Annotated in this window: 28 protein-coding genes; 20 read left to right on the top strand and 8 right to left on the bottom strand. The window is 45.0% G+C overall.

Annotated features, from left to right (window positions below; all coding sequences use genetic code 11):
* Positions 1-423 precede the first annotated feature (423 nt).
* The 5 genes from SNR34_RS07695 to SNR34_RS07715 all read left to right on the top strand — a co-directional run bounded on the left by SNR34_RS07695 (position 424) and on the right by SNR34_RS07715 (position 3,931).
* Positions 424-771, top strand: coding sequence for a LytTR family DNA-binding domain-containing protein (locus SNR34_RS07695; protein ID WP_486181591.1), 348 nt, complete (start codon positions 424-426; stop codon positions 769-771).
* 13 nt (positions 772-784) lie between these two features.
* Positions 785-1,213 carry a DUF3021 family protein gene (locus tag SNR34_RS07700; protein ID WP_486181592.1) on the top strand — a complete coding sequence of 143 codons (429 nt, stop codon included), beginning with the start codon at positions 785-787 and terminating at the stop codon, positions 1,211-1,213.
* Between the two features lie 466 nt (positions 1,214-1,679).
* A complete protein-coding gene (locus SNR34_RS07705; RefSeq protein ID WP_486181593.1) occupies positions 1,680-2,699 on the top strand; it encodes an alpha/beta hydrolase family protein in 1,020 nt (339 codons plus the stop codon).
* Between the two features lie 13 nt (positions 2,700-2,712).
* A complete protein-coding gene (locus SNR34_RS07710; protein WP_486181594.1) occupies positions 2,713-3,093 on the top strand; it encodes a hypothetical protein in 381 nt (126 codons plus the stop codon).
* A 16-nt stretch (positions 3,094-3,109) separates the two neighbouring features.
* Entirely contained in the window at positions 3,110-3,931 is an 822-nt protein-coding gene (locus SNR34_RS07715) for a DUF2785 domain-containing protein (protein WP_486181595.1), read from the top strand.
* 164 nt (positions 3,932-4,095) lie between these two features.
* On the opposite strand, the gene SNR34_RS07720 is transcribed toward SNR34_RS07715, so the two are convergent.
* Positions 4,096-5,856 (bottom strand): methyl-accepting chemotaxis protein, encoded by a 1,761-nt coding sequence (locus SNR34_RS07720; protein ID WP_236416275.1) that lies wholly within the window; start codon positions 5,854-5,856, stop codon positions 4,096-4,098.
* A gap of 532 nt (positions 5,857-6,388) precedes the next feature.
* On the opposite strand from SNR34_RS07720, the gene SNR34_RS07725 reads away from it, so the two are divergent.
* Positions 6,389-8,512, top strand: a complete 2,124-nt coding sequence (locus tag SNR34_RS07725) for a bifunctional metallophosphatase/5'-nucleotidase (RefSeq protein ID WP_486181596.1) — start codon at positions 6,389-6,391, stop codon at positions 8,510-8,512.
* A gap of 388 nt (positions 8,513-8,900) precedes the next feature.
* Here SNR34_RS07725 and SNR34_RS07730 read toward each other — a convergent pair whose 3' ends face one another.
* Positions 8,901-9,137, bottom strand: a complete 237-nt coding sequence (locus tag SNR34_RS07730) for a DUF6953 family protein (RefSeq protein ID WP_339276878.1) — start codon at positions 9,135-9,137, stop codon at positions 8,901-8,903.
* Positions 9,138-9,242: 105 nt separating this feature from the next.
* On the bottom strand, positions 9,243-9,647 hold the full coding sequence (locus SNR34_RS07735) for a VOC family protein (RefSeq protein ID WP_343260066.1): 405 nt from the start codon (positions 9,645-9,647) through the stop codon (positions 9,243-9,245).
* 321 nt (positions 9,648-9,968) lie between these two features.
* Between SNR34_RS07735 and rarD the strand changes: the two genes are divergently transcribed.
* Positions 9,969-10,847: an EamA family transporter RarD gene (gene rarD / locus SNR34_RS07740; RefSeq protein ID WP_236416267.1), complete on the top strand. Its 879-nt coding sequence runs from the start codon at positions 9,969-9,971 to the stop codon at positions 10,845-10,847.
* Between the two features lie 91 nt (positions 10,848-10,938).
* On the opposite strand, the gene SNR34_RS07745 is transcribed toward rarD, so the two are convergent.
* A complete protein-coding gene (locus tag SNR34_RS07745) occupies positions 10,939-11,523 on the bottom strand; it encodes an NAD(P)H oxidoreductase (RefSeq protein WP_486181597.1) in 585 nt (194 codons plus the stop codon).
* Between the two features lie 248 nt (positions 11,524-11,771).
* Between SNR34_RS07745 and SNR34_RS07750 the strand changes: the two genes are divergently transcribed.
* The 10 genes from SNR34_RS07750 (at position 11,772) to SNR34_RS07795 (ending at position 19,381) form a co-directional block, all read left to right on the top strand.
* Positions 11,772-12,158, top strand: a complete 387-nt coding sequence (locus SNR34_RS07750; RefSeq protein ID WP_236416262.1) for a winged helix-turn-helix transcriptional regulator — start codon at positions 11,772-11,774, stop codon at positions 12,156-12,158.
* A 57-nt stretch (positions 12,159-12,215) separates the two neighbouring features.
* Positions 12,216-12,488, top strand: a complete 273-nt coding sequence (locus SNR34_RS07755) for a hypothetical protein (protein WP_236416259.1) — start codon at positions 12,216-12,218, stop codon at positions 12,486-12,488.
* Between the two features lie 60 nt (positions 12,489-12,548).
* A complete protein-coding gene (locus SNR34_RS07760) occupies positions 12,549-12,884 on the top strand; it encodes a hypothetical protein (protein ID WP_486181598.1) in 336 nt (111 codons plus the stop codon).
* 26 nt (positions 12,885-12,910) lie between these two features.
* Positions 12,911-13,810, top strand: coding sequence for an alpha/beta fold hydrolase (locus SNR34_RS07765; RefSeq protein ID WP_486181599.1), 900 nt, complete (start codon positions 12,911-12,913; stop codon positions 13,808-13,810).
* A 116-nt stretch (positions 13,811-13,926) separates the two neighbouring features.
* A complete protein-coding gene (locus tag SNR34_RS07770; protein ID WP_486182427.1) occupies positions 13,927-14,451 on the top strand; it encodes a GrpB family protein in 525 nt (174 codons plus the stop codon).
* A 390-nt stretch (positions 14,452-14,841) separates the two neighbouring features.
* Positions 14,842-15,741, top strand: coding sequence for an AraC family transcriptional regulator (locus tag SNR34_RS07775; RefSeq protein ID WP_486181600.1), 900 nt, complete (start codon positions 14,842-14,844; stop codon positions 15,739-15,741).
* A gap of 124 nt (positions 15,742-15,865) precedes the next feature.
* Positions 15,866-16,780, top strand: coding sequence for a helix-turn-helix transcriptional regulator (locus SNR34_RS07780; RefSeq protein ID WP_486181601.1), 915 nt, complete (start codon positions 15,866-15,868; stop codon positions 16,778-16,780).
* Complete coding sequence (locus tag SNR34_RS07785; protein ID WP_486181602.1) at positions 16,777-17,604, top strand: NAD(P)H-binding protein; 828 nt, start codon at positions 16,777-16,779, stop codon at positions 17,602-17,604. Before SNR34_RS07780 ends, SNR34_RS07785 begins: the two co-directional genes overlap by 4 nt.
* 20 nt (positions 17,605-17,624) lie before the next feature.
* The gene (locus SNR34_RS07790) at positions 17,625-18,575 is read left to right on the top strand and encodes an ATP-binding cassette domain-containing protein (protein ID WP_486181603.1); all 951 of its coding nucleotides are present in this window, start codon (positions 17,625-17,627) and stop codon (positions 18,573-18,575) included.
* Positions 18,572-19,381: an ABC transporter permease gene (locus SNR34_RS07795; protein WP_486181604.1), complete on the top strand. Its 810-nt coding sequence runs from the start codon at positions 18,572-18,574 to the stop codon at positions 19,379-19,381. The genes SNR34_RS07790 and SNR34_RS07795 overlap by 4 nt, the downstream gene beginning before the upstream one ends.
* Positions 19,382-19,755: 374 nt before the next feature.
* Here SNR34_RS07795 and SNR34_RS07800 read toward each other — a convergent pair whose 3' ends face one another.
* Entirely contained in the window at positions 19,756-20,307 is a 552-nt protein-coding gene (locus SNR34_RS07800; protein WP_486181605.1) for a VanZ family protein, read from the bottom strand.
* A 228-nt stretch (positions 20,308-20,535) separates the two neighbouring features.
* Here SNR34_RS07800 and SNR34_RS07805 point away from each other — a divergent pair, with 228 nt between their 5' ends.
* Both SNR34_RS07805 and SNR34_RS07810 read left to right on the top strand, forming a co-directional pair.
* A complete protein-coding gene (locus tag SNR34_RS07805; RefSeq protein WP_486181606.1) occupies positions 20,536-21,648 on the top strand; it encodes a sensor histidine kinase in 1,113 nt (370 codons plus the stop codon).
* Positions 21,638-22,330: a response regulator transcription factor gene (locus SNR34_RS07810; RefSeq protein ID WP_236416244.1), complete on the top strand. Its 693-nt coding sequence runs from the start codon at positions 21,638-21,640 to the stop codon at positions 22,328-22,330. Before SNR34_RS07805 ends, SNR34_RS07810 begins: the two co-directional genes overlap by 11 nt.
* Positions 22,331-22,854: 524 nt before the next feature.
* On the opposite strand, the gene SNR34_RS07815 is transcribed toward SNR34_RS07810, so the two are convergent.
* From SNR34_RS07815 to SNR34_RS07825, 3 genes are read right to left on the bottom strand one after another with little or no spacing between them, the layout of a single operon-like run.
* The gene (locus SNR34_RS07815) at positions 22,855-23,193 is read right to left on the bottom strand and encodes a DMT family transporter (protein WP_236416241.1); all 339 of its coding nucleotides are present in this window, start codon (positions 23,191-23,193) and stop codon (positions 22,855-22,857) included.
* Entirely contained in the window at positions 23,190-23,744 is a 555-nt protein-coding gene (locus SNR34_RS07820) for a TetR/AcrR family transcriptional regulator (protein ID WP_486181607.1), read from the bottom strand. The genes SNR34_RS07815 and SNR34_RS07820 overlap by 4 nt, the downstream gene beginning before the upstream one ends.
* A gap of 34 nt (positions 23,745-23,778) precedes the next feature.
* Entirely contained in the window at positions 23,779-24,168 is a 390-nt protein-coding gene (locus SNR34_RS07825; protein WP_486181608.1) for a DUF5360 family protein, read from the bottom strand.
* A gap of 295 nt (positions 24,169-24,463) precedes the next feature.
* Between SNR34_RS07825 and SNR34_RS07830 the strand changes: the two genes are divergently transcribed.
* Positions 24,464-24,889, top strand: a complete 426-nt coding sequence (locus tag SNR34_RS07830) for an HIT family protein (RefSeq protein WP_486181609.1) — start codon at positions 24,464-24,466, stop codon at positions 24,887-24,889.
* Positions 24,890-24,973 lie beyond the last annotated feature (84 nt).

Here is a 24,973-nt window from a genome sequence, read left to right on the forward strand (position 1 = left end):
ATTTCTTTTAACAACCTTTTGTTACTGATGATGCTTACGCGTTGTCTTTCTATGATTCGTTATAAACGCTATGTAGGTTGAACTAGATATTTACACGAAAACGAGAGGGGGCAGAAAGAATCTGGAGAAGCGAAGCGGTCGCTTAAAAGCTTTCTGAAAGAAAGCTGCATCGGAAGCATAAGCTTCATCGGATTTTCCCTTTGAAAAGGGAATCAAAAAATCTGGGGATAATAGCGATCGGAAGATGGTTCTGACCACGTAGTGACTCTGTGTAAAAATCATTGGTTCAACTTATATAACAAGTTTTGATTCGAATTTCCGAGGGTGATTGTTATCAACATTTCCATCGAAGTAATAGACCATACAGAAGAAGAGGAGATCCGCATCAGGTGTCACCAGGTAGACGAAGAAATACATGAGCTCGTGAATAAACTAAAAACCGAAACGCTCATTATACTTGGTTATCATGAGGATCAGATCAGCCGCATCAAAATGAGTGATATTTATTATTTTGAAGCTGTTGACGGAAAAGTGTTTGCATACTGTAAGAACAACGTTCATGAAGTCAAACAAAAGCTATATGAACTGGAGGAACTTTGCAAAGAGAAACATTGTTTTCGCGCTTCCAAATCCACCATTCTAAATATAGCTAAAATTTCCAGTATTCATCCGTCCATCAGCGGACGATTTCAAGCCTTATTGGATAACGGGGAGAAGGTTGTCATATCACGACAGTATGTACCCATGCTTAAACACATACTTGGATTATAAAAGGGGGACCTATATGAAATATTCCGAGTTCATTAAAGGAATGATCAGAGATTTCTTAATTATATTCGCCTCCATCATTATAATCATCACTATTTTGCGGCAAATCTTTGCTCCTGATGCAAATTTCGAATTAAAGACGATTTTTATAATTATGGTTTTCTCTTTTTTGGGTGCTTTGACTGGAATCATTTTATATACGCCGCATGCCATTAGCGAGAATAAAATGCGCCTTCGAGTCATTTTTCATTTCTTGTTTCTGGAAGCTCTATTAATTTCTCTTGCTGTCCTATTGAATCTCGTATACACCACTTCCGGTATACTATTACTGGCGTTGCAAATTGCTGCAGTATACGTAATCGTTCGCCTACTGACGTATAAGAATGACAAAAAGGAAGCTCAAAAGATCAATGAAAGACTAAAAACATTTAAAAACGAGGTTTAGAAGATCTACACAAACCGCTCCCCAATAAAGTCGTATTCGCAGCGCGTAAGTACACAGCTTTACGTTGTGTTTTTACAACTTATTGGCTCTCAGCGACAGCTTATCGTTTATGCGTATACACCTGCTCTGCCATTTCTTATGATGAACTCATAAAAAGCTGGAGGAGGAGCAGAGAAGTCTTATGGAGATGTTAATCCTTGTTGTTACGTTGGTCTTCGAACTGGCCATTGCCGTTTATTCCATGGTAACGAAGCAAAGCCGTCACAAGATAAAGAGTTGGACGAGAATCGCAATGTTTATCGGATTCATCATGCTGAGCTTGGGGAACGTTGTCGTATGGGAGTACACTTGGGGACTGTTTGCAGGTTTTCTTTTTCTATTAGCGTTCAAGGAAATGGTTGTGCTCCTGCGCAAACAAACACATCCCCCGCGTTACAAAACGTTCTCTACGGTATGGAAATTTCTTTTGTTAGCACTGACCGTCGTCGTTACCCTTGTTCCTGTTTTACTTTTTCCACAGCATAGGCTGCCGCAAGTGACAGGTCCGTATGCAGTGGCGACCGCCACTTACAGTTACGTGGATAAGAATCGTATCGAAGAATTTTCGGATCAGGGAGAGCATCGAGCTGTTAACGTGGAATTTTGGTATCCTGAACAGGCAGACGGAACGTATCCTTTGCTTGTGTTCTCCCATGGAGCATTCGGTATTAAAACCAGCAACACGTCTACCTTTACAGAGCTTGCGAGCCACGGTTACGTCGTCGTTTCGATCGACCATCCCTATCATTCTTTTTATACGGTTTCCGAGGATGGGAAGGTCGTGACCATTAATCCCGAGTACATGCAAGAATTCAACAATGCAAATAAAGGGGTTTATTCGCTTGGGGAGTATTTCGAGCTAAATCAAAAATGGATGAAATTGCGAACGGATGATATGGATTTTGTCATAGATACGATCCTGGAACAAGCCGAGCAAAAAAAAGACTCTCTATATGAACGCATCGACACACAGAAAATAGGCGTGTTCGGTCATTCTATGGGGGGAGCGGCAAGCGTAGCACTGAGCAGGGAGCGCGATGATATTGACGCCGTAGTAAATATAGATGGTCCGTTCTATAGCGAGCTTGTATACGATAAAGTTACGAACCAATTAACTGCAAAATCCGAAGCTTTCACCATCCCGCTTCTTAACGTTTATTCGGATGATGTGTGGATACAGCTCGACAGCAGTCCTCCGTATATTTCGAATCGCATTTCGAATCCATATTTTAAAGATGCATACAACGTTCATTTTAAAGGCGCAAAACATTTGAGTTTAACCGATCTACCTTTATTCTCGCCTATATTGGCAAACCTGTTGCATGAAGGCAGAAAAGCAAATATCGATAAATATTACGCGATTGAAACTCAAAATGAACTTATCCTTCGTTTTTTTGACGACGCTCTCAAGGATCAAGGTCAGTTTGCTCCAAAAGCGACGTATTGAGCATCTGTTCCGCATGCAGGAAGAGCAAGAGGTGTACCTAATGAAGCTAACAAAGCTTAACTTAATATTCTCAGTCGCATTCTTAATTATAGTTCTGTCGATTCTAACTTTTTATTTGGTCACCTACATGAAATTGTTCATTGATGGGGCTCAGATTGATTCTGACCCCCAAGCTGCAATTGAAGAATATTTAAACTACGAAACTCATGAATATAAGATCATCAATGTCACTTTAAAAGAAGAAAAGTTTAGAACGCGTACATATACCATGGAGTGCGAATGTGACTTTAAAAATGAAGAGTACAAAGGCGCTCAAAAGTATAATGTTCAATTGATCGATGATCTGGCTTGGATGGTTACTGATATAGAGATGATTAAAAATGAATCGGAATAGAGTAGGAGTGTGTAATATGAATTTAAAAGAAAAGTTGATATTAATTAAAGAAAATGGCTACCAAGCACCTCACGAACCATTCCAGTTGGTACAAGAAATGATGGATAACATCGGATCTTTGGATGCCCAGCTGCGGGATGAGTTAATCTACACAACCTTATCCCATTGGATTGCTGGCAACACCCTAACTGCAAACGAACTGGAACAACTTGTACCTGTCGTTTTGGACGAAAATCATTTGTTATATAAGCTGGGTGAAACCAATACAGACTCCGTCTTCACTCGATCGTTCTCGATGCTGGTTATACCGCTCCTGCTCATTAGGCACAGGCAAACCCCTTTTCTTTCAGGAGAGCAGATCCATCAGATCAAAGAGAAGGTGTTTTACACTATACATAAAGAGCGAGATTATCGCGGTTATGATGAAGAGAAGGGCTGGGCTCACGCCATAGCTCATGCAGCAGATGCTTTGGACGATTTGGCTCAATGTTCCGAACTGGATCAAAAAGACCTCATAACCATCCTCAATTTGGTTTACGAAAAGATGATCATAACAGATCGAGTTTACTCCGATGGGGAAGATGAACGAATGGTAACGCCCGTAGTTAGTGTCCTCAATCGAAAAATACTTCTTCCAAATGATGTGGAGCAATGGATTCAACGTTTTGGTGATGTGGAGAAAGAACCAGAATTTCTGCCTGCTTTTAAGCAAAAGAACAATATAAAGAACTTTTTAAAGAGTTTATACTTCCGAATAAAGTTTCACAACGTAGATACCGATCTCTGTCCAACGATTGAGCATACTTTATACAAAGTAGATAAAGTATATTATTCCTAATGTACAAAATTAGGATTTCCAATGGGACTGCAAGTTGATGTTCAACACCCTTATCGGACAGATCCTGTGCATATTAGAATAAAAAGACCTTCTTATGGAGAGTTATCCTCTCCCGTTAAGAAGGTCTTGGCTTAAAAATGAGTCCATATCGTAAAAGTTGAAACTTAATATTTAAACTTGACCGTAAGGTTTTCCAGCTTCTGCGACATATCCGACAAGGTTGCAGCCAGGGTCGTGATTTGCTCCATGGAAGCCAGCTGCTCCTCGGATGAAGCTGCAATATTCTGCGAGTTATCTGCGGCTCGAAGCGCCAAATCCGATACTTGCTCTTGGCCTGCTGTGATTTCCTGGACACTTGCGGTGATTTGTTGCGTAACGCTGGCGAGTTCTTCTGTTTGCTGCGCGATCAGGTTGGTAGAGCCTACGATTTTGTTAAACTGCTCCTCTGTCTCATTAGCAATCTGTATACCTGAGTCGACCTCCAATTTGACTTGTTCCAATGTTTTAAGCGATTGTTCAATATCTGTCCGCATCTCCTGAATCAATGTGGAAATCTGGCCGGATGACTGGTTAGACTGCTCGGCAAGCTTCCTTACTTCAGCAGCAACTACGGAGAAACCGCGTCCTTCTTCGCCTGCACGGGCAGCTTCAATTGAAGCGTTCAATGCAAGGAGGTTAGTCTGTTTTGCGATATTTGTAATCGCATATACCATCGCATCAATTTGCTGGCTGCGTTCATCCAGCATTCTCATCATGGCATCCGTTTGGTTCACGGAACGGTTAATCAGGTTCATTTGCTTCGCCGTATGCTCGACAGCCGTACCACCGATGTTAGCCAATTCCATCGCATCCACAGAAGAGTCCGCAATCGTTGAAGAGCTTTCTGCTATTCGCTGAATACCCACTGAAATTTCCTGGAGCGCATTGGTTGTCCTCTGAAGCATGGTTTGTTGATCCTGTGCACCGGCTGCTGATTCTTGAATCGACATGGTGATGTTTTCGGTGGCCTGGCTTGTGTGCTCTGCTCCAAGAGTCAATTCTTTGGAGGATGAAGCTACCTGCTTGGTGGAGAGATCGACTTGGCGAATAAGATGTCTCATGTTTTGGATCATATGGTTAAAGTCCTTCGAAAGCTCTCCGATCTCATCGCTGGACTTATTTTTAACTTCTTCTACGGTCAGGTCGCCGTCCGCAACCGCTTTAAGCCGCTTCGCGACCTGTAGGATAGGGTTCGTTAAACGGCCCGAGATCATGCTGACGATCACTGTTCCGAGAACGACCGCAACGGCCGCAACAATGAGAACAAGATAAAGGACTTTCGTGGCACCGCTGTTGAACTCGCTTAGATATGCACCCGAACCGATGATCCAACCCCAATGTGGATCCATTTGAACATAGGACACTTTCGTTTCCACTTCACCTGTCCCGGGGAGAGCCCATTTATACGAGACGAATCCGCCGCCGCTTGTACCTACTTTAACGAGCTCTTTTCCCAAATAGACACCATCTTCTGTGACGACATCCGTCAAATCCTGGCCTTCGTTGGAAGGGTTCATTACTGAACGGGCATCTTTGGTAACCGCCCACGGATATCCCGTTTCTCCTACCGTATATTCGCTTTTGATCGTCCGCTTATTATCGGCATTTTTCTCGCCGAGCAGTTCGACGCGAAGTTTTTCCTGTGCTTGCTCCAATGTTAAATCTCCGCTTTCGACTTGCTCATTAAGAAGGTTAATCATGCCAATAACCATACTCACATTATTTTCGAGCGCTGCTTTGCCTGATTCATTCATTTCATTTTTCGAAACGGTATAAGAGCTAAACCCGATGACGATTGTCGGCACAATAAGGATGGCCAGGCACAAAGAGACTAGTTTTGCTCTTAAAGATTTTATTTTTAGTAAAGATGCTAACTTTGTTTTCACTGCATTTCCCCCTTGGATATAGCCATTTACAGATTGAATTCTACCTTGTCTACATTGAACCAATGATTTTTACACGAAGTCACTACGTGGTCAGAACCAGCTTCCGATCGCTGTTATCGTGTAAATGTCTAGTTCAACCGATATAATAGTTAAAATTTTAAATGAATCTGTACATTAATATATCGTAAAAATATCCCGAAAAATGAAGCATTTTCGCCATTCCATTACGAAGTTCGTTAGCCGATCCACGTGACTGCTTTGTTTAACGAACTTTCAGTTTTTATCGTTAACGTGTACATGTTTTTTTCAGCTTTTATAGAAGGAGAATTAACAAGTCTATGGAAATAAGAAAGGGAGGGCTTTCTACCAGTACCTCAAGCGCTGATTTTGATGTAGAGCCTGACCTAGGTAGGCTTCTTCTCTATTTATTTGTCAACTTTTTTACATAGATTTCATACAACCTACGATTTATATGAATTTAACCATGCTAATCTGTTTCAGGATCAGAAATTGGAGAGGGGTTTTTTAACTTATGTTATGGAAAAAAATGTTGGGTAAAAGCACAATTCGTGTGGCTGCCACTGCACTATTGCTTTCTCAATTATTGGGCGCAGTCGGTCCAGTCTCTGCTGCAAGCAATGACGTCGAAGTACACTTGATCGGAATCAATGACCTGCACGGTCAGTTGGATACGACATCGTTGGTTAATGATAAAAAAGTAGGAACAGCTCCTATTCTGGCTACATATCTAAAAGAAGCTCAAGCCAAATATGAACATTCCCTGCTCTTCCATAATGGAGACTCTGTGGGCGCATCCGCTCCTGTCTCGTCTCTGGATCGGGATGAGCCTACGATGGAATGGATGAATATGATGGGCTTTGATGTAGGTTCTTTGGGCAATCATGAATTCGACCAGGGCATCGCTGCATTAAAAGCACAAATCTTCGGCGGCCTTGATCCCAAAGAAGGCAAGGTCACTCATGCTGGCGCCAAATTTGATTATGTAAACGCAAACGTCATTGAAACCTCCACGGGCAAACCATTGATTAAGCCCTATGTGATTAAAGAAGTGGGCGGAGTCAAAATCGGATTCATCGGGTTGGTGACGAAGGCTACACCGGCTAAAGTATCTCCATCCGGCACAGCAGGCGTGCGTTTCTTAAGTGCAGAAGAAGAAGTGGAAGCCGTTAATAAATATGCAAAAGAATTGCAAGATCAAGGCGTAGAAACGATCATCGTCCTGGCGCATGATCCAGCATCAACCAAAGAAGGCGTAACCACTGGCGAAGCGGCCGATTTAGCAAAGGCTTTACCCGCAGATTCCCCTGTTGACGTGATCGTTGCAGGCGACAATCATGCTTTGGCGAACGGTGAAGTGAATGGAAAATTGATCGTGCAAGCTTATTCATATGGTACGGCATTTGAAGACATCAAGTTGATGATTGACCCTGCGACCGGGGATGTCACCGAAAAATCAGCTACAGTGACAACGACGTTCCAAGAGGGTGTAAAGGAAGACCCTGAATCTTTGGCAATCATTAAAAAATCATTGGACAAGCATCCTGAGCTTACGAAGCCGGTAGGCACAACGGATGGTTCGGTCACTCGCACCGATGCCTATAATAACGAAGCACCTCTGGGCAACCTTATTGCAGATGCCATGCGTCAAGCAGACTTTGGCGATAACGCAAGCGATGCTGACTTTGCATTCATGAATCCAGGCGGTATTCGTGCCGATCTGCCAGAAGGCGATGTAACCTTTGCGGATCTTGCCAAAATCCAACCTTTCGGCAATACTCTGGTGAAATTAGAGCTGACGGGTGAACAAATTCAAACCTTGCTGGAGCAGCAATGGGGTACGAATGCGGACGGCACACCAAACACCAAAACATTACAAATTTCCGGCCTGAAATATACGGCAGATTTCAATAAGCCAGTAGCAGAACGGGTGACGAGTCTAAGCCTTGAAGATGGCACACCTATTGATCCTGCAAAAACATATACGGCTGTCGTTAACAACTTTATGGCAGCAGGCGGAGATAACTATAAAGTGCTGGTGGATGCCAAATCATCCTTGGCAGGTCCGATCGATCTGGATGTATTTTACCAATACATCGTAGATACATTTAAAGGTGGCGCGATTCAAGCTAAAACGGAAGGACGGATCACGAACGTCGCTGCATCTACGGACCTACCGGAAACTCCTGTAACAACAGAAGTCATTTCCCGTGCTGAATTCGTAAGTGCGCTGGTAGACATGTTGAAACTGAACGAAGTAACTGCAGCGCCTGCATTCAAGGATGTTGCTGCCGATGCTGCATATGCTGATGCGATCGCTGAAGCCGCTCATGCCGGATTCATTCAAGGGTACGGCGGTAACTTCAGCCCGGATCGTGATATCACTCGTGAAGAAGCGGCTACGATTCTTGCTAAACTGCTGGACAATCAAGATGCCGATAAAAATGCGGCTGCGATCATCGCAGGTTTCGAAGATGGGAAAACCGTTTCCAAATATGCGGTTGAAGCCATGGCAGCATTGATTGACCAAGGTATTCTTAGCGCCGCAGAGAAAAACCTGCTTCAACCTAAGCAAACGTTGTCTGCTGACGAGGCAAAAGCTTTAATTCAAAAAGCGGTTGCAGCAAAAGCTTCATAATGTAGAACGTATTCAAACCTTATAGTAAGACAGGAAAACACATCCTTTTGGGTAAATAAGCTTCCTCCTAGTGATAAACCTCATGTGAGTCCTTCAATTCATGAAAGGGTTTATCCATATAAACCGCAATAATCGATCACACTAGCCACTGCGAGTGCAGTACCATCTTCCGATCGCTGTTATCCCCAGATTTTTTGAATCCCCTTTTCTAAGGGGAAAATCCGGTGATACACGCGACCGCTTCGCTTCTTCAGATTGGTTCTGCCTCTCCGTTAACATATGGATGTTTTTTGCGGTTAATCTAGGAGAATGCGATGTCCTCATTTAGGATGTGTTTTCCCATGCTTACATTCATTCCAAATTATTACATAGAATACGCGACGGTCGATCAGGTCCAGGCCCACAGGAACCGGTCGCGGTCCCAGGCAATTCTGCCGCCGTGGAGCTTGCGGAAAGCCTTTTTCACCTCTTTGGATAACGATGCATTTCCATTCTCATTGATGAATACGAATTGTTCGCCGAAATGGGTCTTCGCATATTCGATCGCATCGCTCTGGGTTAGCGTCCCCGTGAACCTGATTTCCTTGACCATCCATTCCGCGACTTCCTGTGCGGTTGCTTCCATGAAATCATGCTCCTTCCTGCTCGTTGATTGCTCCATTATATCATGACCCGCAGCGAGCACTTGAAGAGAATCAGGCGGCACAATCGCCCATTGCCTCAACAACCGTCAACGCCTGCCGTCGAACCGTTGGATGGCTTCCTTGGTCACCGGCGCGAAGAGGTTAACAAGGTTGCCGTCGGGATCGCGAAACAGCATGGCACGGTTCCCCCACGGCATCGTGGTCGGTTCCTTTACCCACTCGCTCACAAGCGGCTTCAAACGCTCGTATTCGGCATCGACATCATGGACGCGGAACTCGATGATGACCGTGTGATTGTCGGCCGCCACTGCGGAACCCGCACCGAACAGCTGCACCGTCTGGGAGTGGCCGATGGCCAAGGTGCACGACGGCATCACGAATTCGGCAAAGACGGGCGCGGGGCGTTCCGCCGAAACACCCAAGATTTTCTCATAGAACTCGACGAGACGATCTACGTCGTCGGTAATGATGCGTACAGAAGCAAAATTCATGATATACCATCCTTCCCATAATAGGTAATACAATACCTTGAACATATTATTTTGGGCCAAAGATACTTCGCATTGATTTCCTATGCCCTTACGATCCAATGATACAAAAGCGCTGCTGACAACAGTATGTCAGTAGCGTTTTATATAAACTGTAGGGAAATAGTGATGGGCTTTAGCTGACGGAAAACGATGGCTCCAAACACAGAAGCAGCCTGACAACAGCGCGGCGTTCCGAGAGAGGAATGATTCATCCCTTTACTTAAACGAGGATCGAGGCGTATAATCCGTAAAGACATCGGAGTGAGAAGAGGGAAGTAGATTATGAATAACGGTTTGGTCAATGCGATTATCGCGTATATCATGTGGGGGGTTCTCCCGCTTTATTGGAAGTTGTTTAACGATGTGCCGGCAGGCGAAATTCTGTCCCATCGGGTTGTCTGGTCGTTCGTCTTCATGGGTATTCTCGTCGCCGTCCAGCGCCGCTGGGGTGACATGAAACGGATTGCGGCCAGCCGTTCGCTCCTGCTGTCGCTCGCCGCCAGCGGGCTGCTGATCGCTGCGAATTGGCTCATCTTCATCTGGGCGGTCAACAACGACCACGTCGTTGAGACAAGCCTTGGCTACTATTTGAACCCGCTGCTGAACGTGCTGCTGGCAGTTGTCTTCCTTCGTGAGAAGCCAAACCGCGGCCAATGGCTCGCGATTGCCATCGCTAGCGCCGCGGTGCTCATCATCGCCGTCGACTACGGGCGGTTCCCGTGGATCTCGATCTCCCTGGCCGCAACGTTTGGCTTGTACGGCCTCGCGAAGAAAAAGATCGGACAAGACGCTTCGGTAGGCTTGCTGTCAGAGACGGCTGTAGTCCTGCCTGTCGCGCTCGGCTACTGGATCTATTTGGCTGCCGTGGGCAAGACGACGGCATGGACGCTGCCTGCGTCCACGTTCGTCGAGCTGCTTCTTTCCGGCGTGGTCACCGCGCTGCCGCTGCTCTTCTTTGCGCGGGCGGCCGCCCGGATGGCGCTGTCCACGCTCGGCTTCGTCCAATACATCGGGCCGACGATCATGCTGTTACTGAGCGTATTCGTGTTCAAGGAATCGGTCTCGCCGGTTCTTCTCATCGGCTTTGCGCTCATCTGGACAGCGCTTGTCGTATATGCTGCCGCATCCGTTCGCGGTGCGAAACTCGCAAAGGTCAACTGACTACAAAGGCATGGCCCTGTACCGTCAAAACAGCCATTTCCGTCCACTGGGGAGGAGATGGCTGTTTTCCGTTTGGACTTATAAGCGGTCTTCAGAGCGTGCTGTCCTTGGCATAATTCACTCCTAAATGATGAGCCCGATCAAGCAGCATTTCATAATGTTCTGGCTTGGAATCCAAAGTCTCATATAAAAATTCAACCTTGGAATGGGGCACACCGCAATAATCTGCAATGCCTACATTAAGCAGATGCGTGATCGATTCATCGTAGTTGCGCTTTTGCATCTGTTGTTTCGAAACGCCCGCAAGCCCAATCCACAGCATATGCTGATGATGAAGCTTGTTCGAACCGTAGGCAAACCCGTTGTTCAATACACGATCAACATACCCTTTCAACATGGCCGGCAGGTGCCACCACCAGACTGGAAAAATAAAGGCCACGGCATCATGCCTCTTCAACCGTTGGATCTCCGTTTCGATCTCAGGGGAGAAGAGCTGATGCTCCAGAGACCAGTCAGGTTCATCGACGCCTTGAAGAACAGGGTCAAAGCCAATTTCGTGCAAATCCAATATTTCATAATCGTGGCCAGCCTCGGCAAGACCTTGCACGAAACGATCGGCAACCTGAAAGGTCAAGGAATCTTTTCTCGGGTGCGAAACGATAACCAATACGTTCATATTTGTATTTCACGACCTTTCTCCAGCGCTGACTTGTAGCCATGCTCCATGGCTGATGCTATTATAAACGAGGAATGAAATATTCTGGAAGAACGCACTTTCAAGTGCTATAGGAAGAATGAGGTACCATAGGAACATTGAAGTACCCTAAGTCGATGTCTTGAAAATGGGTCCTGATCATGGACTGAAGAGTAGAATGGAGGTAATGGTTGTAGCCTGGATACAGCCTGATCACGGAGGGATAACAGATGACTGAGCATCGCAAAACGAACGCTCCCAAGAAATATAAAGTAGGCGTAGAGGCGGCCTTGGAGGTGATGGGCGGAAAATGGAAGCCGTTGATCATCTATCACTTGATGACAGGACGGAAACGTACGTCGGAGCTCAGGCGGTTGATCCCTGACATTACGCAGAAAATGCTGACGACTCAACTAAGAGGCCTGGAGAAGGATGAGATTGTGAAACGGAAGGTCTATTCGGAGGTTCCCCCTAAAGTGGAATATGAGTTAACGGACTACGGCTGGGGACTAAAGCCCGCCCTCGATTTTTTATGTTATTGGGGAGAGGATCATCTGGACAAAGTGTATGGCGACAAATCCAAGGTTTTGGAGGACTTTTCGGGCTGTAACGAGTAAACGGGATGATTCCAGATCACTCCTGAGCTAAATCAGCTGATTGACAGGGGGATGAGTATGAAATGGCAAGAGGTTCAACAGATTTTTCCGAATCAATTTGTGAAGTTTGAAGTTCTTCACTCTGAAGAGACGGAGGATCAAGAAGTTATAGATGAGGTTGCTGTAATCGGACCTGTACGCGACGAAGAGGCAACCCGAGAATTATTAAATAGCCGGGATAAAACCTTGGTCTATCATACTTCCAAGGAACAAGTTATCGTTAAGGTGCGGAAGAACGTGGGTCTAAAGAGAGATTTGCATTCAAATATCATAATATTAACGGATTATTAGGACTAGACATACTGGTAGATGTAGAATGAATACCAAAGAAGTTATCAAACAAAAGTGGGGGTGATTCATCTGACCATTGCTGCAATTATCATAGAGCCAAAAGATCAGGATCATTTTTATGTCCCGGTGTCAACGGAAGCCTTTTTCCAAAGATGCTGGGTGCCTGGAATCATCGCATTGGAATTGGATTTGATTTCTCGATTTGCTGATCCTGGCATAGATATCAATATTCATGATCTTCCCAAATTAACGGGTGAATTCCATGTGTTAAGGGAATGGGCTCGGAGAAACTTGGATGAAAATGATTCTGCTCAATTAATAAATCGAATCAATTTCCTTCTAGAGAAGATCGGAGAAGCATTTAGTGATGAGAAAATCATCATCTATATTGGATAACTGTAGTATGAAGATTGGAGGACAGTATGAGTTCATCCTTATTTTCAATCAGAGGCACTCGATTATTTGTTGAACAGTACAATGAACCATGTGAAGAAGCGCTCCTTTATTTGCATGGGGGACCCGGGGCAAGCTGTGTTGACTTTTGTTATTTTCAAGCTGAAGCTTTATCTGATTCCTTAAGAGTGATTGCGATCGACCAAAGAGGCGTATTACGCTCTGACCCCATTCAAGCGAATGAACAATTTGGATTAAACGATATTATTGAAGATCTCGAGGAACTACGAAAACAATTGGAAATCAGCAGATGGAGTTTATTAGGGCATTCGTTCGGTGGATACTTGGCGGTTAAATATGCATTAAGTTATCCAGAATCGATCCATAAAGTGATTTTTGAAACGCCTTGCTTTGATGTGAAAAGGGCAACCAGATCCATCATTTCGAAAGCCAAAGAACATTTTATTCATGTTCAGAATCAACCTGGTATTGAAGCGTCGAATGAGTATCTCCATGGAAGTTACAAGGCAAATGAATTATGGAATGCTTTAGGGGATGTTTTTCAATTATTAGGCGAGGATAAGAATCTTTTATATTTTCGGCAATTAACTACCCATCAATATGATGAAATCATGCAAAGCCAGGCATCCTCAAATGATATGTGGAGTAAGAATCAAGTACATAGTCAAAAGCTGCAAGAAGAAGGATTGTTTTTTGAAAATCTGCTGCCCAAGCTCTCCGGGTTAACACAACCCACCCTATTATTAGCAGGGGCCTATGATCCTGTTTGTTGTGGTGAGCAGCAACGGGTTTATTTGGAGAAGGTGCAGGACGGTAGGCTCGTCATGTTTGATCGAAGTGCTCATTTTCCGAGGCTTGAGGAGCCAGAGAAATACACGAAAGAGGTATTGAACTTTATTTTTTCTTAGAGAAAAGGACCTCAGTGATTTATGCATTTAAGATCTGAACGAAAACAGGTGGTTTAAAAACCATGTTTCTGCAGGTGAATATCCAAATACATATAAAATCCAAAGAGGTGATTCAGATGCTCGGCTTGCCCAAAGGTCAGGTGTTTCTTGTTCCATGGACTGAACAATGGGAAGTTGAATTCACTGAGGAAGCGATGAAGATTCGTAATGAACTGAAGGGCGATATTCAATCGATTCATCACATCGGAAGCACTGCCATCAAAGGACTACATGCCAAGCCGATCATTGACATTGCCATTGAAGTAGAGTTTTTTGAAAAAGGAGAGCGCTGCATCCCTGGGCTGGAGAGGGTGGGTTACTCCTATAAAGGCACCAATATATTACCGGATCGGCACTATTTCAGTAAAGGCGAACCTAGAACTCACCAAATTCATATGTACCCGTCCGGGAGTGAATATCTGCATAAGCAGTTGCTTTTCAGGGACTATTTAATATCCAATGTCGAAGCAAGAACAGCGTATCAACAGCTTAAAGAGGCATTGGCAAAGGCGAATTCGACCGATAAGTTGGCGTACGCAGATGCGAAAACGGAGTTTATCCGTCGCGTTGTATCGGAAGCTGAATCCACTGATACTATATAGACCGCAAAAAACATACACACGTTAACGGAGAGGCAGAACCAATCTGGAGAAGCGAAGCGTTCGCGTTTATCACCGGATTTTCCCCTTAGACAAGGAGATTCAAAAAAAATCTGGGGATAACAGCGATCGGAAGATGGTACTGCACTCGCAGTGGCCTTGTGTGGTTGATTAATGCGGTTTCTATAGTTTCCTCTGAATCCATTGATGTGACTTAACTCATAGGCGCGGCGATTTTGGTCATAGTAAGGTGTGTTTCGCTTTCTTCAATGTAACTGGAAGCATAAGTTTGTGTCACAGATCGAGACTGGCGGATAGGAAACTTATTTATGCACAAAAAGTTGCGATACGAAGCCATGACATCACTATACTTCTATGAAGAGGAGGGGTTAGATGGATTGGCTTATGAGAATGAATCGGGCATTGGACCATATCGAAATGAATTTAACCGGAGAAATCGAATTAAGCGAAGTGGCTCGATGTGCTTGCTGTTCGTCTCATCAGTTCCAAAAGATGTTTTCGTTCATTACTAACGTATCGCTTGCGGAATATATAAGGCGAAGACGGCTTACTCTGGCGGCCATTGAATTGCAGAATAGCGATATAAAAGTTGTTGATGTTGCCATAAAGTATGGCTATGAATCACCGGTTTCATTTGCAAGGGCTTTTCAAGCGCTGCATGGTGTTAATCCGGCAATGGCCCGTCAAGAAGGGACTGCTCTCAAAGCCTATCCTCGACTATCCTTCTTCATTTCCATTAAAGGAGAAGAGGCTATGAACTATCGGATCGAGACGAAAGAATCCTTTCAAGTATACGGGATCGAAAAAATGTTTCCATTAAACGGCGTAGACACCCCGGCAGAATTATGGAAGCAAAGCCATGCGAACGGCGAGGTTGAAAGGCTTGCGGCCAATGCAGGCGACCTCCCCGCCTTTTTAAATCAGAACTATCATAAGGTACATGCCGTTTGCAGCTACAAAAAAACAGATGAGGATACTTTTCCGTACATGCTGTGCGCATTTAAAGGTAATTCAAGTAAAACGGATGGGTACACAAGCATAACCATACCAGCTCAAACGTGGGCGATATTTTCTTCGGATCCGTTCACATGGGACCAATTTGATGAAACGATTGAGACATTGTATAAACGATTTTTCTCCGAATGGCTGCCTACTGCTGGATACGAACAGGTCGATGGAATGGAATTTGAAATTACAGGAGGTAAAGATGGGCTTCATTTCGTTGAGCTATGGTTTGCAGTAAGGAAAATATCCGAGCATAGACCATTTTAATATTCTACAAGAGGTAGAAAAAGATATGTATTACGTTGAAATCCTGACAACGATGTTGTCAGGATTATTAGTTTAGAATAGCAGCAGATGACCCACACATCACTGACCGAGAGGAGAAATAGCTATGAGACTGGATCGTTTACTTGGGATCGCATTGGAACTGATGGCTAAAAAAAGGATAACCGCTGCGCAACTGGCCGCCAAGTTCGAAGTTTCGATACGCACCGTCTACCGTGATGTCGAACTGATCAATCAGGCTGGCATCCCCGTCGCTTCATTTGCCGGCGCGGACGGCGGGTTCGAGTTGATGAACGGGTTTTTCCTGACGCGGCAGCACTTCTCGGTCGATGAATTGTCGGTGATCTATATGCTTTTAAAGGCGTTGGAAGGAACTATGGGAAATGCTGTGGCACCCGCCATGCGGAAGCTGGCCAGTCTGAATCCGGAATTGGCGAACGAAAGAAGCGGCGAAGCTGTCATCCTGAGCATTAGCATGTCGGACGATGACGTGAATTACGTTCAGGAGCTTTTTAGAGCTGTCCGGCAATCCAGAGTGGTTAGACTAGCGTACACAAGCGCGTCCGGCACAGCAACCGAGCGGTACGTGGAGCCGCTAAATCTTCTGTGGGAGAAAGGCGTGTGGTACCTGGAAGGGTACTGTCGATCGCGTCAGTCTAAACGCTATTTTCGCGTGTCGCGTATCGCCTCGCTTGATGTGTCCGAGGAAAGGTTCGTCCCTCTGCAAATTCCGGAAGAGCCTGAACGAGAAGAAATTCAAGGTATACATGCTCATCTTCGCTTCGACCTGACGGTTCGCACCCGGGTACTGGAACAATTCCCGGGGGAATGCGCGTATCAAGGAGATTATATCGTTGTGCGCACGACCTTTTACAAGAAAGAGTATGCGCTATCGGCCATCGTCAGCTACGGAACGAACGTCGAGATTGTATCGCCGGCTGAACTGCGGGACGACGTTATCGCCCATATCGAAACCATCCGCCGACATTATTTGAAAACTCAAGGAGGAGATTCTGCATGACGATTTTGGTAACGGGAGCAACAGGCACGGTTGGACAACATGTGACGGAACTGCTGGTGCAGCGAGGAAATCCTGTAAAGGCGCTGACGCGTAATCCAGAACGGGCGAGAGCCAAGCTGCCGGAAGGCGTGCAGATCTTAACTGGCGATCTGATGAAGCCGGAGACGTTAAAGGAAGCGTTGCAAGGGATCGAAGCGATGTTCCTGATCATCTCCAGCGATGAGCCGAACGCCGATTTGAACACGAACCCGCAAGTTGTGGCGTTGGCTGAAGCGGCCGGAGTCAAGCGTGTAGTCGTACTCGTCGGCTATGAGGAAGGTCCAGTCGAGGAAACGCTGCGGGAAAGCAGTATGCAGTGGACGCTGGTTAAACCTGCCGAATTCATGGCAAACGTGCTGGCGGATTGGCAGGAGAGCATCCGAACGGAAGGTGTGGTGCGGGAAATTTGCGGAGATGCGCTAAGCGCACGGGTGCATGAGGGCGATATTGCTGCTGTCGCCGTCGAAGCGCTGCTCGGCGAAGGCCATCACACCCAAATATATCCGTTGACCGGACCTGAAGCGCTGACGCGCCGCGAAGCGGTGCAGGTGATCGCCTCGGGGATCGGCAAAGACATCCGATTCATCGAGTTGTCCGAAGAAGAAGCGCGGCAGCAATGGCGGGAACAGGGGTACGACGAGGAGAGCATTGAATTTTTCGTGCAAATGGCAATAAACACCCCGACATCTGGATATACCTTGTTGCCAACAATCGAGCAAGTATTAGGCCGACCGGCTCGCAATCTAGCCGAGTGGGCTGCCGAGCACAAAAGGGAGTTTCTATAACGGCGTAGGAGGATCGGAAAATGGGCTATGCAATTGAAGCGCAAGGCTTACGCAAATCCTTCAAGGATCACGAGGCGGTTCGCGGAGTAGATCTATCCATTCGGCAAGGGGAGCTGTTCGCACTTCTTGGGCCGAATGGCGCCGGCAAGACGACAACGATCCACATGTTGACGACGTTGCTTCGTCCGAGTGGAGGAACGGCGAGCGTCTGTGGATACGATGTCGTAAAGGAAGCCGTCGCTGTTCGAAGGCGCATCAGCGTCACAGGCCAATACGCGGCACTGGACGAGTCGCTTACCGGCTGGCAGAACCTGACTCTGTTCGCTGGGCTTCACGGTTACTCTCCCAAGGAGGCTCGTGCGCTTGCGTCGGAACTACTCGAATCGTTCTATCTAGCGGAAGCCGGCGGACGGCCGGTTGGAACGTATTCGGGCGGCATGCGCAGACGGTTGGACCTTGCAGCGGGCATTCTTTCCCAGCCCGAGGTGATGTTTCTTGATGAGCCGACGACCGGACTCGATCCCCAAAGCCGTCGTGAACTATGGGGAATGCTGCGCCAATTGGTTAAAAAGGGGACAACTGTGCTGCTAACGACACAGTACCTGGAAGAAGCCGATGTATTGGCCGATCGCATCGGTTTCATTGCTCAGGGCAGGCTCATCGCCGTCGACACGCCGAAGCAGCTCAAGGCAACGGTCGGCGGCAAGCTGCTGATGATTCGACTGGCTGAAGGGGGCGATCCAGCTTACGTCTGTCGTCTGCTCGCAAGCAAATACGGATTGGAGGCCCACTCGGATGAAGAAGGGCTGGTCGTGAGAGCGGGAGTACGAGAAGCGGCGCTGGCGCATGCCGTGATCGGCACCCTGATCGATGAATCGACGCCGATCGACGATTTCTCGTTGGGCGAGCCGACTCTCGACGATGTATATTTCGCGCTGACAACAAATTGTGGAAACGAGGCGACATCATGAGTCTTACTCAGACGTCTGGAGCGAGCAAGCCGAGAAAAAGCCCGAGCGGCCTGGTCGCCACTGTACTGTTTATGCGGAGAACGCTGCATCACATAAGCAACAACGGTTTTGGCTTGGTCGTTGAGGCGGTCTTGTCTCCGATCATCATGCTGCTTATCTTCACGTTCTTGTTCAGCGGGGCGATTGCCGGCTCTTTGAGAGGGTATATCCAATATCTTCTGCCTGGCATCCTTGTGCTGACGGTTGTGCCGATAACGGTGTACACCGGTACAACGTTATGCACGGATATCGCCAAAGGTGTCTATTACCGGCTTCGAACGATCCCGTTCTGGCAGCCCGCTGCCATTATCGGCTCGGTCATCGCCGATGGGTTCCGTTATTTGGTGGTGCTGCTCACGGTTCTAACCATGGGGCTGGTACTTGGATTTCAGCCGGAAGGCGGTGTCGTCGGCGCTGTGCTGGCGTCGATCTATGTTTTATTTTTTGCTTATGCTGGAAGTTGGGTGTTTGCGTTCATCGGCAATCTGGCTAAACAGCCGGAGACTGTATCGGGCACGAGCATGATGCTTGTATACCCCCTTCTGTTCGCCAGCAACGTGCTCGTCGACACATCGACGATGCCCCGATGGTTGCAGGTGATGGTCGATGTGAACCCGGTCAGCGTAGCCGTTACGCTGACACGCGGACTGTTTCACGGAACTGCGAACGCAGCCGACCTTGCGGCGGGCATCGGGGACTGCCTGCTGTTAATCGTCCTCTTTGTTCCTCTTACAATATACGTGTACTTAAAGAGGCAACTTCAGTAGGAGTGTAAACGATGTCATTGCATAAAACATGCGAACTACCTCGACTTCCGTTTCTAGAGGTGAGTGAGGAAAATTCATGAATGAGATCAGGCAGACTAAAGGGACCAGGGAGAAAGCGGGCTGCGCGGCTTGTTCCCTGGTTCATGCCTGCATGGGACCGAAAGCAGCCGAAAATGGAATCGGCTGCTTTTGTTCAATTAACGAAGCAGGTTAGTCTAACAGTTCCCAATAATACTTATTTGAATGTTTCTTAAGTTATTGGCAGTTATCTGGATAAGGTGAGCAAACTGAGCCTCAGATTAATACAAGGCATGAACTGTTTAAAGAGATCCCTCGGTTCGATGCCTTGTCTTTTTTGTTTTTATCTATATTCTCTAAGATAGTCGTTGATTGTTAGGGGAAATCCAACGTAAAAGGTTCTTGATCGGTCCTATTTTGATAACTTGTTGGATTATGAGGTAACCTACAACACACCCTATCGTGTTAGCTATAAGGTCATTGATGTCAATACTTCTTGAACTGCCTAGAATTAATTTAAGGATCAGCTGCATAAACTCAATGCCGAATGATACGGTCAGTCCTATTCGTATTGCTTGTTTTAAGGAAAAGATGCCGCGAGGCGCAAGCCATACGAAAACACCCAATGGCATAAATAGAATGATATTTAATATAAAACTTGTCATATCAATTGTTAAAATGGGGATAAAATTAATTGAACTGTACCAAGGAGCTTGATTACGGTGAATGCCGAAGGTTAGCTCTATAGGTAAAAATACAAAATAAATGACACCCAACGCATAGCAAAAAAATAAAACTTCAAGTAATGTTATCTTATTTTTTTTATGAGTGATCACTCTAAAAATGATATATAGCAATGCTAATGGGATTAACACGGCTATTGGTGGAATAGTGTATAACAAATCCATAAAACTCTCTCCTTTGTTGTATCAGCTGATTTGTAACCAGTTTACAAGGAGAACATTTAGAAAGCTTAAATTGAAAATAAAGAATTCTAAAGTTTTTATTTGTAGGGTGAGCTGAAGCAGTGGAAAATGCCGGGCATGTCGTATATAAGTTATATGGTATGTTTATAAAATGGTTATTTGCGTACAATAATATATTCATAAATTGAAGTACGGGGTGGAGTGGATTGGATGGAAACGAAATACAAGAGAATGCGTTTGGAACTGGCGAGATTTGTTAGTCTCAACGCAGTATTTGCGTTAATAATTTGTTTTTTACTTATGGCTGTTATCTTGATTGTAAGAGCTATTTCAGAGGGATTATATAACTTCATAATGAGTTTAATTTATGAACTTAACGGATTGCTGCCCAAGGTGTTTTCTATTATGTTTCTTGTTTTTTTCTTTACCTTCATATTCAATCTATTCATAGTGTCTCGGCGGTCTTTTCGTTACTATGCGGAGTTATCCCAAACCCTTCAATCCATGGTAGAAGGAAATCGAAACTTAAAATTGCCTGTTAGCGAACAGGATTCGGTTTTTGGAGGTCTGGCACAGAACATCAATAAACTCGTTGAGCAGCTAGAGCTTTCCCTTCAGCAGGAAAGAGCAGCAGAAGAATCTAAGAATGAGCTTATTACTTCGGTATCCCATGATCTACGTACGCCTCTAACATCAATTCTTGGTTATCTCTATATTATTGAACAAGATCGTTACCAAGATGAAGTGGAGATGCGATACTATACGTCTATAATCTATGAGAAAAGCAAAAATTTAGATCGTCTTGTTAATGAACTTTTTGAGTATGTTCGTACTAAAAGTCCAAAACTTTCGCTTCATAAAGAACAGGTAAATTTGACCAGAATGCTTCAACAGCTTGCTGCACAGTTTATTCCTGAGTTTAAAGCAAGGCGTATGGAGTATCGTTTATTCTTACCAGATAGTGAAGTTTGGCTACATGCAGATGCTGAGAAATTAGTACGAGTTTACGAAAATCTTATAAATAACGCTCTACAATATGGTGCGGATGGAAAATGGATTGACATACAGCTTCAGGAGGATACAAGTGGGATCCGTATCGAAGTAAGAAATTATGGGAAACCAATTCCTCCGTATGCAATTCCTTATGTTTTCGAGCGGTTTTATCGAGCGGATCAAGCTACCGAGGCAGGTTCAGGGCTTGGTCTAGCTATTGCAAAAAATATTGTTGAACTTCATCAAGGAGAAATTTGGGTGGAAAGTGATGTGAGCGGGACAGCTTTCTTTACGTTGTTTTTGAAAAAGGAGAATAAGGATGAATGCTAATATATTGGTGGTAGACGATGATCTTGAAATTGTAAGACTTGTGGCGCTTGCACTTCGACAAGAGGGTTATACTGTATTGACTGCATCTAATGGACGGGAAGCTTTGCAATTCATTGAGGAACAGGAAATAAATCTGATGATTGTAGATGTGATGATGCCCGAGATGGACGGACTCACCTTCTCTAAGGAAGTAAGGAAGAGGAGTGAGGATATTCCGATTCTCATGCTCAGCGCCAAGTCAGAGGATATGGATAGAATAGAAGGTTTATTGATCGGTGCGGATGATTACATGACCAAGCCGTTTCATCTACTGGAGTTAGTAATTAGAGTAAAAGGATTATTGAGACGGGCTTACCCAGCAAATAAAAGTACGTATGAAGATCCTTCCGTTTTGAAGTACGGACCACTCACCATTGATCATAGACGTTACGAAGTAAGGTACAATGAAGAAAAAATCGTTCTCACCGCAAAAGAGTTTGATATTCTATATTTACTTGCAAGTCATCCGGGTCAGGTATTTGCTGCCGAAGACATTTTTCAAAAGGTATGGAAGGAAAAGTCTTATGAGGGCAATAATACGGTGATGGTGCACATCAGTAATCTAAGAGAAAAAGTAGACAAGATATTAGGCTATAAGCTCATTCAAACTGTATGGGGTGTGGGGTATAAGATTGAAGCTTAACTTAGATGAAATCCGTGTACTGAAATGATTAATCAACCTGAATTAAGGTGATGTTAAGAATGGATTTAACAGGTGTTTAACCGGTTGCTTTAATATAAGAATCAGTGAATTTACTTATAGGGGACTACTACACGTTATACCATTTTTTACATCCGTTACTTGGGAGAGTATAACGAATTTTGGCTGGTTTTAGCTGCGTCTGTACTTGTTGCGATAAGAACAGGATTGAATCAACTGAAAAGGGGATAGATTTAAAATGCTCACTGATAAAAATAGCAAAGACGAAATTGATGATAAAATTAATAATGCTGAAAAAGTAATAACAATCGGCGAAATCTTTTATTGGATTGCAAGGTCAGTAGGCAACATACTAAAATAAATGGGTATTGTGCTGATGTTTTGAAATAACGATGACTCGGCAGCCGGCCCAAAGGATCGGCTGCTTTAGTTTAACCAACGGGTAGGCTTTAAAGCGCTCCGTTTTGGAAGATGTCTTCAAATCGCGGCGACGATGCTCTCTTTTGTTAAGCTTCCTGTTCCATAGGAGAAGAGCCAAGATTGATCAATACAACGCCTGCAATAACGAGCGCAATACCAAGAACGGTTATTAACCCGACCTTTTCCTTCCAGATCAGAATCCCGATGATCACCGTAGCCAGCGTTCCTACCCCCGACCATATTGCGTAAGCGATGCCTAGGGAGATGTGTTGCAAACTCAGGGAAAGCATATAGAAAGCCAACCCAAAACAGATGACCACCGCAATACTCGGATATAATTTCGTAAATCCGTTCGATAATTTCAGCATCGATGTACCCAGCAGTTCGCCAACAATAGCCACAAGCAAAAAAAGGTACGGCTTCATTCCGATCCATTCCCCTCATTTAAAATGCCCTGCATCAAGAACTCGACCATTTGCATCAATACCTTATCCAGAGACAATCCGATCTGGTTCGCAACATGTATGTCCATAAGCTGGTTTAAAGCCCCGATGTAGGTCTGAATGAACAGCTCGACATGAAACGGCCGGAGGCTTCCTGCCGCGACTCCTTCCCGGATCAAAATCCGAATGTTATCCCACCCATGGTTTAAGTATGTATCCACCTCATGCCATAATTGCGGATATCGTTGTTTTAATTCATGAAGGACACGAACGTCCTTAATGACGAATCCTTGAGGCAAAATGACTAAGGCCCTTCTCAACTTCTCTACGTCAGTCAACGAAGCATCGTTCATCACTTCCTGCTCAGCTTCCCGCATACCCGCAATGGATTGATCGATCAGATAGCTTATCATTTGCTCCTTTGATTCATAGAATTGGTATATCGTCTTCGTGCTCATCCCGAGACTGGCAGCGATATCCCGAAGCGAAAACTTCAGCCCCCGCTTCATGATTTCTTCTCTTACAGCTTCCATAATTCTCTGCTTCATAAAAGGCTCACATCCAATCCTAGCTTATTTTCCGAATTAATCGAGGCAGGAAGAACAGTGGGTAAATCATCAAGAACAAATTCGGTATCCACCATGACACATCAAAATCATGCCGCAGTCCCCAGAACGCGATGGCTTGCAAGCCAGAACAAAACGTGAGCGTTAACGAGATGATCCCTAAGGTGATTCCAAATTGCCGTCGCTTCTGATAAACATAGATGCTCGTTAACCCGGTAAAGGAGATCAACAGATCCAGCGGAATAAACGACAGATTCCACGCCACCATCATTTCATTATCGTAATCCTTGTAGAGAAACTCCTTCGGCAGCAGATGAAGAAATACGACAAACCAGTACACAACAAATCCCAGATCAGTGACAAGCATGGCTGTCTTCAATGTTTTTCCCAATGCTTTAAGCTCCTTTCATTACATATCATCCGGAAAACATAAATACAATTTTGTTTTCCTTGTTTTCCATTATACAATGCAAGTTCCATCTATTCAATGGTTCAGGCCAAATTGCTTCTAGCCCCCAAGCTTTAATTGATGAATATATAAACTACGAGACTTATGAATATTAATATAAAATGAAATGGAGCAGTTTGCTGTCGGCAGCGCACCATTTTACATGAAGGTAACGGGCAGGAGAGTTGAAATTACTGACGAATATAGGGTGTTATCATGAATCATGGGGGAATAAAAGATGCCGAATCGTACGTGTTTAGGGTGTCAGCTTGCAAATCAAATCATTGAAACACATACGGTTTATGAGAACGATTACGTGACGTGCATTCTGGATATCGCACCGCTAAATGAAGGACATGTTCTCATTCTTCCTAAACAACATTATCACGAGGTTGATGACTTGGACGAAATTACTGCCAATGAGATTATGAAGGCATCCATCATGCTGAAAAGGTTGATCGAGACCCAATTTCATCCTGATGGGGTAACCATCATTCAAAATGGGGGTAAATTTAACGATTTGTTGCATTATCATATGCATGTCTTTCCACGTTATGATGCAGATGGTTTTGCTTGGGTCGAACCTCCCGACACTACGAATGCCAAGGGGCGTTTAAACGAAACCAGAGAGAAATTGGTGAAATTAATAAACCATATAGGTTGAACTGGATATTTACACGCTAACGGAGAGGGCAGAAAGAATCTGGAGAAGCGGAGCGTTCGTCTTTATCACCGGATTTCCCCCTTA

Source organism: Paenibacillus sp. XP01, from assembly GCF_057364885.1.

Excerpts from the sequence above, each read along its gene's own strand:
- SNR34_RS07800 (WP_486181605.1), bottom strand. The coding sequence starts at position 20,307 with ATGGATTTGTTATACACTATTCCACCAATAGCCGTGTTAATCCCATTA.
- SNR34_RS07765 (WP_486181599.1), top strand. The coding sequence starts at position 12,911 with ATGAGTTCATCCTTATTTTCAATCAGAGGCACTCGATTATTTGTTGAA.
- SNR34_RS07805 (WP_486181606.1), top strand. The coding sequence starts at position 20,536 with ATGGAAACGAAATACAAGAGAATGCGTTTGGAACTGGCGAGATTTGTT.
- SNR34_RS07700 (WP_486181592.1), top strand. The coding sequence starts at position 785 with ATGAAATATTCCGAGTTCATTAAAGGAATGATCAGAGATTTCTTAATT.
- SNR34_RS07810 (WP_236416244.1), top strand. The coding sequence starts at position 21,638 with ATGAATGCTAATATATTGGTGGTAGACGATGATCTTGAAATTGTAAGA.
- SNR34_RS07730 (WP_339276878.1), bottom strand. The coding sequence starts at position 9,137 with ATGGAAGCAACCGCACAGGAAGTCGCGGAATGGATGGTCAAGGAAATC.
- SNR34_RS07790 (WP_486181603.1), top strand. The coding sequence starts at position 17,625 with ATGGGCTATGCAATTGAAGCGCAAGGCTTACGCAAATCCTTCAAGGAT.
- SNR34_RS07755 (WP_236416259.1), top strand. The coding sequence starts at position 12,216 with ATGAAATGGCAAGAGGTTCAACAGATTTTTCCGAATCAATTTGTGAAG.
- SNR34_RS07820 (WP_486181607.1), bottom strand. The coding sequence starts at position 23,744 with ATGGAAGCTGTAAGAGAAGAAATCATGAAGCGGGGGCTGAAGTTTTCG.
- SNR34_RS07780 (WP_486181601.1), top strand. The coding sequence starts at position 15,866 with ATGAGACTGGATCGTTTACTTGGGATCGCATTGGAACTGATGGCTAAA.
- SNR34_RS07770 (WP_486182427.1), top strand. The coding sequence starts at position 13,927 with ATGCTCGGCTTGCCCAAAGGTCAGGTGTTTCTTGTTCCATGGACTGAA.
- SNR34_RS07745 (WP_486181597.1), bottom strand. The coding sequence starts at position 11,523 with ATGAACGTATTGGTTATCGTTTCGCACCCGAGAAAAGATTCCTTGACC.
- rarD (WP_236416267.1), top strand. The coding sequence starts at position 9,969 with ATGAATAACGGTTTGGTCAATGCGATTATCGCGTATATCATGTGGGGG.
- SNR34_RS07715 (WP_486181595.1), top strand. The coding sequence starts at position 3,110 with ATGAATTTAAAAGAAAAGTTGATATTAATTAAAGAAAATGGCTACCAA.
- SNR34_RS07815 (WP_236416241.1), bottom strand. The coding sequence starts at position 23,193 with ATGAAGCCGTACCTTTTTTTGCTTGTGGCTATTGTTGGCGAACTGCTG.
- SNR34_RS07775 (WP_486181600.1), top strand. The coding sequence starts at position 14,842 with ATGGATTGGCTTATGAGAATGAATCGGGCATTGGACCATATCGAAATG.
- SNR34_RS07750 (WP_236416262.1), top strand. The coding sequence starts at position 11,772 with ATGACTGAGCATCGCAAAACGAACGCTCCCAAGAAATATAAAGTAGGC.
- SNR34_RS07725 (WP_486181596.1), top strand. The coding sequence starts at position 6,389 with ATGTTATGGAAAAAAATGTTGGGTAAAAGCACAATTCGTGTGGCTGCC.
- SNR34_RS07710 (WP_486181594.1), top strand. The coding sequence starts at position 2,713 with ATGCAGGAAGAGCAAGAGGTGTACCTAATGAAGCTAACAAAGCTTAAC.
- SNR34_RS07830 (WP_486181609.1), top strand. The coding sequence starts at position 24,464 with ATGCCGAATCGTACGTGTTTAGGGTGTCAGCTTGCAAATCAAATCATT.
- SNR34_RS07735 (WP_343260066.1), bottom strand. The coding sequence starts at position 9,647 with ATGAATTTTGCTTCTGTACGCATCATTACCGACGACGTAGATCGTCTC.
- SNR34_RS07795 (WP_486181604.1), top strand. The coding sequence starts at position 18,572 with ATGAGTCTTACTCAGACGTCTGGAGCGAGCAAGCCGAGAAAAAGCCCG.
- SNR34_RS07785 (WP_486181602.1), top strand. The coding sequence starts at position 16,777 with ATGACGATTTTGGTAACGGGAGCAACAGGCACGGTTGGACAACATGTG.